Below are 11,845 nucleotides of genomic sequence, written 5' to 3'. Positions count from 1 at the left end.
CGGATCTGCGACAGACCCGTGTCCTGACCCACCGGAGCCGCACCCGCCCGACACATCTTGATCCCGTTGTAACGGGCCGGATTGTGCGACGCCGTGAACATCGCACCCGGCAGCCCCATCGACCCCGACGCGTAATACAGCTGATCCGTCGAACACAGACCGATCAACGTCACATCCACACCACGCGCCGCGGCACCCCGCGCGAACGCCGCCGACAAACCAGGCGACGAAGGACGCATGTCATGACCCACCACGACCGCCGAACCACCCACGACCTCGACGAAAGCAGCACCGAACAGCTCCGCCAGAGACTCGTCCCACTCGTCCGGCACGACACCACGCACGTCATACGCCTTGACGATGTTCGAAAGGTCGGGCATTTCCACTCCTCCATCGGGTGTACGGGATGACCAGGACCGGCTGTGTCCGGGACGCTACCCGCCCCCTTCCCCGCCACGGCCCGTCCGCCCCCATCCCGCTGAGGCTTTGGCAGATACCCGTCACCCCGGCGTGACCGCGCCCCGATCCCGGTACCAGGACACGGCCCGGCCGAGCCGGGCCAGCGGACCCGGACCCGGACCCGGACCCGGGGCGATGCCGGCGAGCCGCCATGCCGCGTCCGCGCGGTACCAGTGGTCCCGTGCCAGCAGTGTGAACTGCCGCTCGCTGACCCAGCCCGGGGTCTGTGACAGGGCCTCCAGGCACCTGCTCCAGGGCCAGTCGGCGGCGGGTCGCTCCGGCAGCACCCCGTGCTCGGCCAGCGCGTCCATGAGGTCCCGGTTGCGTACCGGCTGCGGGTGGTGGGCGTGCAGCACGCCCGTGGCCCCGGCCGCGGCGCCGTCCCCGAGGGCGAACGCCGCGACGAGCCGCGCCAGGTCGTCGACATCGACGAAGGAGCCCGCACCCGCTCCCCCGTCCCATTCCGCCGGTACGCGCCGGAAGGCGTCGGCCAGGGCCGGTACGACCCACCGGTCGCCCCTCCCCAGCACCAGTCCGGCGCGCAGGACCAGGCCGCCCGCGTCGAGCACGGACGCCTCCCCCGCCAGTCGGCTCCTACTGGCCGGCGACACCGGCGCGGGCGCCAACTCCCCGACGTCCGGACCCCGGTGCGGCCCCGGCCCGTAGACGGCACACGTCGACAGATGCACGATGCGCCGTACACCCGCGCGCCGCGCCTCGGCCATCAGGGCCGTGGTCCCGACGGAGTTGACCGCTTCGCAACGGCGGGCGTCCGGTCCGATGTAGGAGGCGAGAGACAGCAGGACGTCGGCGCCTTCGCACACCCCGTGGAGCGAGAGCGGGTCGGCCAGGTCCGCGACCGCCCGGTACCCGTGGCCCGCGGCGCCGGCGGCGACCGCGGTACGGGACACCGCGCGAGCCACGACCGGCAGGTCATGCTCTGCCAGCCGACGCAGTACCGCCGATCCGACGAAACCCGTCGCACCGGTCACGACGATCTGACGCCCGGTCAATCCCGCGGCTCCGGCTGTGGATCCGTCTCCGAACGCGGGCCCGTCGCCGACGGCAGCGTCAGGCGCAGGTCGCTTCGGATGTCGTCGGCCGCGACGGCGGGCAGCAGGTAGCGCCAGAGCGAGGCGATCCGCTGCGGCAGGTCGGCACGGCCGGTGGAGGCCTGGGAGAAGAGCTGTGCGCCGGTGAAGGAGCTGACCAGCACCCAGGCCAGTTCGTGGTCGTCGACGTCCGGCTGGAGTTCCCCCTTGGCCCGGGCGAAGCGCAGCTGCTGGCGGAACTCCAGGACCCAGGCCTGGTAGGCGACATCGTCGCGCAGGCCGAACTCGCCCTGCTCCACAGCCAGTCGGACGCCGGCGCGGAGCACCGGATTGTGCTGGAGCTGCTCGGCGAGGTAGAGCGTGATGTCCACCAGACGCTGGAGACCGTCCTCACCCGCGGGGAACTCCAGCCCTTCGCCCTGACCGACCATCACGGCGTAGGCCAGTTCCTCCTTGGAGCCGAAGTGGAAGTACATCCCGCCCTGCGTGACATCCGCCCGCTTCATGATCTTGCTGATGCTTGCTCCGCTGAAGCCGTACTCGTCGAAGACCTCCGCGGCGGCGCGCAGGATGGCTGCCTTCGTCTGAACTGCCCTTAGTTGCGGGGCTCGTTGCTGCTTTCGTTCTGACATGGGCACCTAACTTCTCTCGACAAAAAAAACGAACATCCTTTATTTTAGGATCCAGCGCCGAACAAGCACCAGCTCCAGCTCATGTCCGACGTTCCAGGGGGGCTCCACCAATGACTGTGTCAGCCACACGTTCCGCCTCGCCCGAGACCGCGCTCAGCAGCGCCTTACCGCGGGAGTACGTGCACAAGAGCGCGCACTCCGAAGTCCTGTTCACCGGATGCGTTCCGTCGCTCCGGACGAGTTCGTCGTCACCGCCCAGTGGCCCCGCGCCCACAGCTTCTACTCGCCCGACGCGGGCCACCACGATCCGCTCCTCCTGGCCGAGTCCGTCCGCCAGGCCGTCCCGCTGCTCAGCCACGTGGCGTACGAGGTGCCCTTCGGCCACCGCCAGATCTGGGACACGTTCAGCTACTCGACCGAGCCCGCCGCGCTCGTGGTCGGTTCGAGACCCGCCGACATCATGCTCCACATCCGCTGCTCGGGAGTCGTCCGCCGGGGCCGCAGGCTCGGCCGCCTGACCATGCACGTCACCGCCACCCGGGACGGTGAGTTCCTGGGCACCGCCGAGGCCGGCTTCACCAACCAGCCCGAGGCCGCCTACCAGCGCCTGCGCGGCGGGAACGCCGACCTCGACCAGGTGACCGCCCGCGTCATCCCCCTCCCGCCGCCGATGACGCCCCGGCGGGTGTGCCGCGACCGCTTCCACGACGTGGTGCTCTCCCCCACCAGCTCCATGCAACGCGCGCAGTTGCGGACCGACATCCACCACCCGATCCTCTTCGACCACCCCGTCGACCACGCCCCGGGCATGCTGCTGCTGGAGGCCGTACGCCAGGCCGCGTACGCCTCCGCCTTCCCCCGCCGGGGGGTCCTGACCGACATGGAGATGCGGTTCTTCCGCTATGCCGAGCTGAACCCGCCCTGCTGGATCGAGACGACCGCGCTCCCCGACCCGACGGCGGCGCCGGACCGCCGCAGGCTCCCCGTGCGGGTCGTGGCCCGACAGGACGGCGGGGACGTGTTCACCGCCACGGGGACGATCACCGCCACGGCGCCCGCGCCCCTGCGTGCCTTCACCGCGCCCTGACCATCCCCCGACGTGTACGACGAAGGCGCCTGCCCGGGACTCTGCCCGGGCAGGCGCCTGCCGTCTGCCGTCTGCCGTCTGTCCTGAGGCTCAGGTCCGCTCAGATCCCCTCCGAGCGCCCCGGCCCCCAGGTCGGGGTCGTCCAGGGTCGCCCAGGTCCCCGGCGTTTCTCAGACCTTGCGGACCACGCTGGACTTGAGCTGCATCTGCCCGAAGCCCTCGATCCTGCAGTCGATGTCGTGGCCGTCCACGCCGTCGACGAGGCGGATGTTGCGCACCTTGGTGCCGGCCTTGATCCCGGTCGGGCTGCCCTTGACCTTCAGGCCCTTGACGACGGTCACGGTGTCGCCGTCGGCCAGCACGTTCCCGACGGAGTCCTTGATCACCCGCTCCTCCGGAGCGTCCTCCGTCCCGGCGGCGGCGAGCGGCCACTCGTGCCCGCACTCGGGGCAGATCAGCAGGGAGCCCATCTCGTAGGCGTAGGCACCCGCGCACTCGGGGCAGGCTGGCAAGGAGTTCTCAGTCACCCCATCAGTATATTTCAGGCCCATCGCCCCATCGCCCCAGATCACCCCGCCAGCCCTCCCGTCCGCCCGCCGGCAGGTCCGTGGGGTGGAAATGCGCCATGGGGCCCCGCGACGGCTGGAACTGCCGTCGTAGTACGGCGCGTTGCGGCTCACGCCGCCGCCGCTCCTGACCGATGATCTTTCTGGGCGCGTCACGGTCGTGCCGTCCGGACGTCCGCGACGCCCCGCCCTTTGCCGCCGACTGACCACCGACCAGAGGAACACCGTGCCGCTGCCCGTGAACCGACGTCTCGCCCTGGCCACCGCCCTGCTCGCCGTGACGGCCGCCGTCGCCCCCGCGACCACCGCCCAGGCGGCCGGGACCGCCCCCGATCTCGAAGCGCTGACCCAGGCGCTGCGCAACACCACGGCCGCCGGTGCGCCCGGCGCCATGGCCCGCTTCAGCGGCCCCGACGGCGTCCGTACGCGGGCCGTCGGCGTACGCGACAAGAGCACGGGCGCGGCCATGGACCCGCAGGCCCGCTTCCGGATCGGCAGCGTCAGCAAGACCTTCTCCTCCGTGGTCCTGCTCCAGCTCGTCGGCGAGAAGAAGATCGACCTGGACACGCCGGTCAACCGCTACCTGCCCGGCCTGCTGCCCGACGACCGGATCACCGTGCGCCACCTGCTGACCCACCGCAGCGGACTGGCGGACTACACCGACGCCATGTTCGAGCACACCGTCCCCGGCTTCGAGGCCGTGCGCAACCGGGTGTTCAGCTACCAGGAGCTGCTGGACCTCTCGCTGCGCGAGCCCAGGACCACCGAGCCCGGCGTCGCGTACAAGTACTCGAACACCAACTTCGTCGTCGTCGGCATGCTGATCGAGAAGGCCACCGGCAACCGGGTGGGCAAGGAGTACGAGCGGCGCATCTTCAAGCCGCTGGGCCTGCGCAGCACCACGTACGTGCACCCCGGCACCAAGATCAAGGGCCTGCACGCCCGCGGCTACCTGCACCCCGACGAGGCGGGCGCGCCGCTGGTCGACTCCACCGAGCAGACCGTGTCGTGGGCGCAGTCCGCCGGTGCGGTGATCTCCAGCCCGGCCGATCTGAACACCTTCACGTCGGCGCTGCTCGGCGGCCGGCTGCTGCCGCCCCGGCTGCTGGACGCCATGGTCACCGCGACCCCGACCGACACCACGAACACCCGGTTCTACGGACTGGGTCTGCGTCGCTACGACCTCTCCTGCGGCACGTCGGTCTACGGGCACACGGGCACGGTGCAGGGCTTCTACACCTACGCCTTCTCCACGCGCGACGGGCGGCGCAGCCTCTCCGCGATGGCGAACACCTCGAACAGGGGCGCGGCCAACACGGCACTCGGCGGCACCCTGGAAGCCGCGTTCTGCGGGAAGCAGACCGAGAAGAAGGGAGCGCGCGGCTTCGGCTTCGCCCCGGCCGAGATGGACCTGCCCGAGCACAACGCGCGCTGACGCCCGCCCGCCGTCCGGACGGCGCCCGCCCTCCGGACGGCGTCCGCCCGGCTCCTCAGTCGGTGCCCACCGCGTCGTCGCACGCCGGGCAGACCCGGTCCGCGTACTGCGCGTCGTACCACATCGCGCCGGGCTGCCCGGCGGGCTGCCCGGCGGCCCGCATGGCGAAGGTGTCCCTGCCGCAGAAGGTCCGCGGGCCGGGGACGCCGGGCCTCCCGGGCGCCGCCGGCGCCGCGTGCACGCGCACGACCGCCGCCTCACCGCCGCCTGCCGCGATCCCGCCGGGGTGCGCCGCCACCGGGTCCTCGACCTCGTACACGACCGCCATGGCACTCATGGCTCGACGGTAGGCCGTCGCGGCCTCCCCCGCCCACCGGCCACGCCGGGCCCTGCCTGCCTACACGTCCGACCATCCGTCCGTCCGTGCAGGCCCTCCCGCAGACGGCACGGACGGCGCACCCGGCGCTACTGACGAATCATCAGGTCATCCGTCCCGGACTCTTGACTCTGTCGGCGCCAGTGGCGATTCTCGGACCACCGTTTGCGGGTTCATGACAAGTCAGGCGCTCCCGTGTGGCCGTCGCGTCCCCGAACGGGTCCGGTTCCTCCACCGCGCCATCCGCTGACCGAAGACGTGAGTGATGACCATTTCCCGACACACGCACCCCAGGCGCAGCCCCCTCGCGGTCCTGTCATTGCTCCTCGCCGTGGTGGCGATGGTGCTCGGCCCCGTGCCCAGCTCCGCCGCCGACCCCGGCTGGTGGAATCCGGTGGCGCGGCCCGCACCCGACTCCGACATCAACATCACCGGCGAGCCCTTCAAGGGCACCGACTCCCAGGGCCGGGTGCGCGGTTTCGTCGACGCGCACGACCACCTGATGTCCAACGAGGGCTTCGGCGGCCGCCTCATCTGCGGCAAGCCCTTCTCCGAACTGGGCGTGGCCGACGCGCTCAAGGACTGCCCCGAGCACTACCCCGACGGCACCCTGGCGATCTTCGACTTCATCACCAAGGGCGGCGACGGCAAGCACGACCCGAACGGCTGGCCGACCTTCAAGGACTGGCCCGACCACGACTCGCTGACCCACCAGCAGAACTACTACGCCTGGGTGGAACGCGCCTGGCGCGGCGGCCAGCGCGTGCTCGTCAACGACCTCGTCACCAACGGCGTGATCTGCTCGGTCTACTTCTTCAAGGACCGCAGCTGCGACGAGATGACCGCCATCCGGCTCGAAGCGCAGAAGACGTACGACATGCAGGCCTACATCGACAAGATGTACGGCGGGCCCGGAAAGGGCTGGTTCCGCATCGTCACCGACTCCGCCCAGGCCCGCGAGGTCGTCAAGCAGGGCAAGCTGGCCGTCGTCCTGGGCGTCGAGACCTCCGAGCCGTTCGGCTGCAAGCAGATCCTCGACATCGCGCAGTGCAGCAAGGAGGACGTCGACCGCGGCCTCGACGAACTGCACAAGCTGGGCGTGCGCAGCATGTTCCTCTGCCACAAGTTCGACAACGCCCTGTGCGGCGTCCGCTTCGACCAGGGCGCGCTCGGCACCGCGATCAACGTGGGCCAGTTCCTGTCGACCGGCACCTTCTGGAAGACGGAGAAGTGCACCGGTCCGCAGCACGACAACCCCATCGGGCTCGCGGCCGCCCCCCAGGCGCAGAAGGAGCTTCCGGCGGGCGTGTCCGTGCCCTCGTACGCGGCGGACGCGCAGTGCAACACCCGCGGCCTGACCGAGCTCGGCGAGTACGCGGTGCGCGGCATGATGAAACGCAAGATGATGCTGGAGATCGACCACATGAGCGTCAAGGCCGCCGGCCGGGCCTTCGACATCCTGGAGGCCGAGTCCTATCCGGGCGTCATCTCCTCGCACAGCTGGATGGACGACAACTGGACCGAACGGCTCTACAAGCTCGGCGGGTTCGTCGCCCAGTACATGAGCGGGGCCGAGGGCTTCAGTGCGGAGGCCAAGGCCAAGAACGCCCTGCGCGACAAGTACAACGTCGGCTACGGCTACGGCACCGACATGAACGGCGTCGGCGGCTGGCCCGGCCCCCGCGGGGCCGACACCCCGAACCCGGTGCGCTACCCGTTCCGCAGCGTCGACGGCGGCTCCGTCATCGACAAGCAGACCACCGGACAGCGCACCTGGGACCTCAACACCGACGGCGCCTCGCACTACGGCCTGGTCCCGGACTGGATCGAGGACATCCGCAACGTCGGCGGCCAGGACGTGGTCGACGACCTCTTCCGCGGAGCGGAGTCGTACCTCACCACCTGGGGTTCGTCCGAGAAGCACAAGGCCGCCGTGAACCTCGCCGCGGGCGCGTCCACGGCGGCCAGCTCGGCCGAGTGGAACCCCTTCACCAGCTACGCCCCGTCCCGGGCCGTCGACGGGAACACGAGCACCCGCTGGGCGAGCGACTGGAGCGACGACCAGTGGATCCAGATCGACCTCGGCGCGGCCAATCTGGTGGGGCGCGTCACGCTCGACTGGGAGCGGGCGCACGGGCAGGCCTACCGCATCGAACTGTCGAACGACGGCGCCAACTGGCAGTCCGCGTGGTCCACCACCACCGGTGACGGCGGTCTGGACACGGCGCTGTTCACCGGCACCACGGCCCGCTACGTACGCGTCCACGGCGTGCAGCGCGGCACCAAGTGGGGCTACTCGCTCTACGAAGTCGGCGTCTACAGCAGCTGACGCCGCCGACATCCCCCGGGCCGGGGCCGGCCGGATCCGCCGATCCGGCCGGCCCCGGCCGCCTTTCCCACGCCTGCACGCCTGCACCCCCGCACCACCGCACCCCCGCGCACAGCAGCGAACGGAACGAAGGGAACGAACGCCCATGGCACGCATGCCGTCGGCCGAGCGACGCCGCCAGCTGACCGAGGCGGCGATCCGCGTGATGGCCCGCGACGGCGTCGCCCGGGCGACGACGCGCTCGATCTGCGCCGAGGCCGGCGTGTCCCTGAGCGTCTTCCACTACTGCTTCGACTCCAAGCAGGCCCTGCTGGAATCGGTCATCGTCGCGATCACCGAGCACGGCATCACCGTGGCGAGGGAGGCCATCCGGCCCAGGGCCACCCTCCGGGAGACCATCCGGGCCGGCTTCCAGGCGTACTGGGACCACGTCGCAGCCAACCCGGGCGAGCACATGCTCACCTACGAGCTCACGCAGTACGCCCTGCGCCGGCCCGGGTTCGAGCACCTGGCGCGACGCCAGTACGAGTTGTACTCCGACACCTACACCGAGCTCATCGAGCAGCTCCGCCGTCTCATGCCCTTCGAGCTGCGCGTACCGGTACCCGTACTGGCCCGCTACCTGGCCGCCATGACGGACGGGCTGACTCTCAACCACCTCGTCCTCGGCGACGCCGACGTCGTGTCGGCCATCCTCGACATGATCACCGACCACGTCACGAGCCTCACCGACACCCCGACCGGCCACCACCCCCACGCCCAGGCCCACACCGTCCCCCCACCCCCCGCCTGAACGGTGCCCCGCGCGTACGAGGGCGCCGCTCCCGCGGGTTTGCGTAGGGGCGGCGCCCTTGCGTGCCTGCGGCGGGGCGGGCGGGGGTCAGTAGCGGTCCAGGAGGGTGGTCAGGACCTTGTACAGGACGGATTCGGGGTCCGCCACGGCGTCCGGTGAGCGCCAGGCCACGAAGCCGTCCGGGCGGACGAGGACCGCTCCGGACGCGGTGGCGCCGTGCGCCTCGGCCCAGTCACCGCCGTCCTCCGGGATCAGGTCGGCCTCCGGGCCGGTGCCGATCGCGTAGGCGTCCAGGCGTACGTTCATCCGCTTGGCGACCGAGCCCGCCGCTCCGCTCCACGGTGTGCCCTCGGAGCTGAGCAGGACGAAGGACCGCTCGTAGAGGTCGACGGTCGACCTGCGCGCCCCCGCCGCCGGGTCGCGGAGCCACAGGTGCGGGGCGCGCGTGCCCGGTTCCCCGCACAGCCGCATCCGCTCGGGCACGACCGGCAGGTCCGGGTCGGCCCCCACCACCGCGCCCTGGCCGTACCGGTAGCCCATGGCCACGGCGAGGACCCCGTTCTGCCGGCCGCCGCCACCCCGCGCGGGCGCTGCGGCGACGGGCTCGGGAACGGTCTCCGGGTCAGGCTCGTACCCCGGGTGGCTGTGCTCCGCCGAACGGGCCGAGGCCCGTTCGCTCGTCGCCCGTGCCACCGGCAGCCGCTCGGACTCGTACGTCTCCAGCAACCCCGGTCCGGCGGCGCCGTCCAGTACCGCGGCGATCTTCCAGGCGAGGTTGTGCGCGTCCTGGATGCCGGTGTTGGAGCCGAACGCCCCGGTGGGGGACATCTCGTGGGCGGAGTCGCCGGCCAGGAAGACCCGGCCGGCCGCGTACCGCTGGGCGACGCGCTCGGCGGCGTGCCACGGCGCCTTCCCGGTGATCTCGACGTCCAGGTCGGGTGCGCCGACGGCCCGCCGGATGTGCGCCACGCAGCGTTCGTCGGTGAAGTCCTCCAGCGTCTCGCCGCGGTCGGGGTGCCACGGCGCGTGGAAGACCCAGCGCTCCCGGTTGTCGACGGGCAGCAGGGCCCCGTCGGCGTCCGTCTTGGTGAGGTAGCACACGATGAAGCGCCGGTCGCCGATCACATCCGCGAGCATCCGGGACCGGAAGGTGATGCTCACGTTGTGGAAGAGGTCGCCGGGACCGCTCTGGCCGATCCGGAGCTGTTCCCGCACGGGGCTGCGCGGCCCGTCGGCGGCGACCAGGTAGTCGGCGCGCACCGTGCTGTGCTCGCCGGTCTCGCGGTTCTTGACGAGCGCGGTGACCCCGCTCTCGTCCTGTTCGAAGGAGAGCAGTTCGGTGGAGAACCGCAGGTCCGCCCCGAGCGTGGGGGTGACGGACATCAGCACCGGCTCGATGTCGTTCTGGCTGCACAGGCACCAGGTCGAAGGGCTGAACCGCGCCAGTGCGCCCCCCGGGTCGATCTGCTCGAACAGCCACTTCTGGTCGTCACCGGTCAGGGAGCCGCCCTGCAGGATGCCGTGGTTGTCCGCCAGGACCGAGGCGGCCTCACGGATCGGGTCCTCGACGCGGGCGACCCGGAACAGCTCCATGGTGCGGACGTTGATACCGCGTCCACGCGGGTGCAGCGAGGTTCCCGCGTGCTTCTCGACCAGCATGTGCGTGATGCCGTGACGGCCGAGGAACAGCGAGGTGCACAGGCCCACCAGCGAGCCGCCCACGATGAGGACCGGGACGCGGTGGTCGACGTTTTCCTTCATGGCTCTTCCATGCCCTCTACGACGGGGGTTCCCTCGCTCGTTCACCCGCTTGGTTCTCTCCTCTCGCGCCGACGGGGCTACCGGACCACGATCGGTTCGGGTGGCGCCGCCCCGTGGCGACCGTGTGGTCTCGAAGGAGTGTGAACGATGACAACCTTGTCGGAACGGATATCCCAGTCCGCCTTCGACGACTCGAGGCTTCGGGTCGTGCTGCTGCTGGATCTGTACGACGGTGCGCAGAACCAGTTCCTGGAGGTCTACGAGGACCTCCACAAGCAGGTCTCCTCCGTCCCCGGGCACATCCGGGACGAGCTGTGCCAGTCGATCGAGAATCCGTCGCAGTGGCTGATCACCAGTGAATGGGAGAGCGCACCGCGGTTCTTGGCCTGGGTCAACAGCGAGGAGCACGTCGCGTCGGTCCAGCCGCTCCACGGCTGCGTACGCGACACCCGCTCGCTGCGGTTCAGCGTGCTGCGGGAGACCGGCAGGGACCACGGTCCCGGCGCCGCCGCGGCCTTCTCCCCCGGCCCGTCCGCCGGTACCCCCTTCGCCGCCGCTGCCGCATCCGCTTCGGCGGACGGCCCGGACCGGGCGAGGGGCCGCCTCCAGGTCGCCCCGCGGCGCGGGGACGGCGTGGTCCGCCACGCCCTGACCTTCACGGTCAAGCCGGGCAGCGAGCCCGTCGTGGCGGAGCTGCTGAGCGGATACACCTCACCGGAGGCGCAGGTGGACGAGAACACCCGGCTGCGCCGCACCTCGCTCTTCATGCACGGCAACCGCGTCGTACGGGCCTTGGAGGTCGAGGGCGACCTGCTCGCGGCGCTGCGCCACGTGGCCCTGCAGCCCGGGGTCAGGGCACTGGAGGAGGCCATCAACCCGTACCTGGAGCAGGACCGCGATCTCAGCGATCCCGGTTCCGCCCGGACCTTCTTCACCCGGGCGGCGCTGCCCGCCGTGCACCATGTGGCGGCGGGCGGGGGCGACGGCGCGGAGCTCGGGCGGCACGCGCTGTTCTATCCCGCCAAGAAGGGGTGCGGCACGGAACTCGCCCGGCTGCTCGCCGCACAGGACGAGGCGGCCGTGGACGACGCGACGAGCCCCATCCAGGCGAGCACCGTCTTCCAGCGCGACGACATCGTCGTCCGCCTCCTCGACCTGCGCGGACCGCACGACGCCCGGCCGGCCCTGACGCTCGGCGTCGAGGGCGGCCACAAGGCGGCGGTGCTCGCACGGCTGCTCGACAGCGCCAAGGACGGCGTCCCCACCACCCACCAGGAGATCTCGCTCTTCCTGGAGCGCTCCGAGATGCGCCTGATCACCGACCGGCGTTCGCCGGCCCGAGCCTGAGGAGAAGC

Annotated in this window: 10 protein-coding genes and 1 pseudogene; 5 read left to right on the top strand and 6 right to left on the bottom strand. The window is 71.2% G+C overall.

Going from position 1 to position 11,845, the window contains the following annotated elements; all coding sequences use genetic code 11:
* From manB to ACFWFZ_RS23370, 3 genes and pseudogenes are all read right to left on the bottom strand, one after another.
* Positions 1-380, bottom strand: a pseudogene (manB, locus tag ACFWFZ_RS23380) (phosphomannomutase/phosphoglucomutase); the annotation flags it as partial.
* A 120-nt stretch (positions 381-500) separates the two neighbouring features.
* The gene (locus tag ACFWFZ_RS23375; protein WP_387124743.1) at positions 501-1,451 is read right to left on the bottom strand and encodes an NAD-dependent epimerase/dehydratase family protein; all 951 of its coding nucleotides are present in this window, start codon (positions 1,449-1,451) and stop codon (positions 501-503) included.
* Positions 1,452-1,468: 17 nt separating this feature from the next.
* Entirely contained in the window at positions 1,469-2,143 is a 675-nt protein-coding gene (locus tag ACFWFZ_RS23370; RefSeq protein WP_387124732.1) for a ScbR family autoregulator-binding transcription factor, read from the bottom strand.
* A 217-nt stretch (positions 2,144-2,360) separates the two neighbouring features.
* Between ACFWFZ_RS23370 and ACFWFZ_RS23365 the strand changes: the two genes are divergently transcribed.
* Positions 2,361-3,230 (top strand): ScbA/BarX family gamma-butyrolactone biosynthesis protein, encoded by an 870-nt coding sequence (locus tag ACFWFZ_RS23365; protein ID WP_387124731.1) that lies wholly within the window; start codon positions 2,361-2,363, stop codon positions 3,228-3,230.
* Between the two features lie 170 nt (positions 3,231-3,400).
* On the opposite strand, the gene ACFWFZ_RS23360 is transcribed toward ACFWFZ_RS23365, so the two are convergent.
* The gene (locus ACFWFZ_RS23360) at positions 3,401-3,757 is read right to left on the bottom strand and encodes a zinc ribbon domain-containing protein YjdM (protein ID WP_387124730.1); all 357 of its coding nucleotides are present in this window, start codon (positions 3,755-3,757) and stop codon (positions 3,401-3,403) included.
* A 265-nt stretch (positions 3,758-4,022) separates the two neighbouring features.
* Between ACFWFZ_RS23360 and ACFWFZ_RS23355 the strand changes: the two genes are divergently transcribed.
* Complete coding sequence (locus ACFWFZ_RS23355; protein WP_387124729.1) at positions 4,023-5,231, top strand: serine hydrolase domain-containing protein; 1,209 nt, start codon at positions 4,023-4,025, stop codon at positions 5,229-5,231.
* 55 nt (positions 5,232-5,286) lie between these two features.
* Here the strand turns inward: ACFWFZ_RS23355 and ACFWFZ_RS23350 are convergent, their stop codons facing one another.
* Positions 5,287-5,568 carry a hypothetical protein gene (locus tag ACFWFZ_RS23350; protein ID WP_387124728.1) on the bottom strand — a complete coding sequence of 94 codons (282 nt, stop codon included), beginning with the start codon at positions 5,566-5,568 and terminating at the stop codon, positions 5,287-5,289.
* A gap of 304 nt (positions 5,569-5,872) precedes the next feature.
* Here ACFWFZ_RS23350 and ACFWFZ_RS23345 point away from each other — a divergent pair, with 304 nt between their 5' ends.
* Together ACFWFZ_RS23345 and ACFWFZ_RS23340 are read left to right on the top strand one after the other, a co-directional pair.
* Positions 5,873-7,936 (top strand): discoidin domain-containing protein, encoded by a 2,064-nt coding sequence (locus tag ACFWFZ_RS23345; protein ID WP_387124727.1) that lies wholly within the window; start codon positions 5,873-5,875, stop codon positions 7,934-7,936.
* Positions 7,937-8,081: 145 nt separating this feature from the next.
* Positions 8,082-8,729, top strand: coding sequence for a TetR/AcrR family transcriptional regulator (locus ACFWFZ_RS23340; protein WP_387124726.1), 648 nt, complete (start codon positions 8,082-8,084; stop codon positions 8,727-8,729).
* Between the two features lie 87 nt (positions 8,730-8,816).
* Here the strand turns inward: ACFWFZ_RS23340 and ACFWFZ_RS23335 are convergent, their stop codons facing one another.
* Positions 8,817-10,490, bottom strand: a complete 1,674-nt coding sequence (locus ACFWFZ_RS23335; RefSeq protein WP_387124725.1) for an FAD-dependent oxidoreductase — start codon at positions 10,488-10,490, stop codon at positions 8,817-8,819.
* 147 nt (positions 10,491-10,637) lie between these two features.
* Between ACFWFZ_RS23335 and ACFWFZ_RS23330 the strand changes: the two genes are divergently transcribed.
* Positions 10,638-11,837, top strand: coding sequence for a SchA/CurD-like domain-containing protein (locus tag ACFWFZ_RS23330; protein ID WP_387124724.1), 1,200 nt, complete (start codon positions 10,638-10,640; stop codon positions 11,835-11,837).
* The last annotated feature ends 8 nt before the right edge of the window (positions 11,838-11,845 follow it).

The organism is Streptomyces sp. NPDC060232 (assembly GCF_042726555.1).
GTDB lineage: Bacteria > Actinomycetota > Actinomycetes > Streptomycetales > Streptomycetaceae > Streptomyces.
Note: the sequence above shows the minus strand (reverse complement) of the source record. Positions and strands in the feature narration are given on the sequence as shown.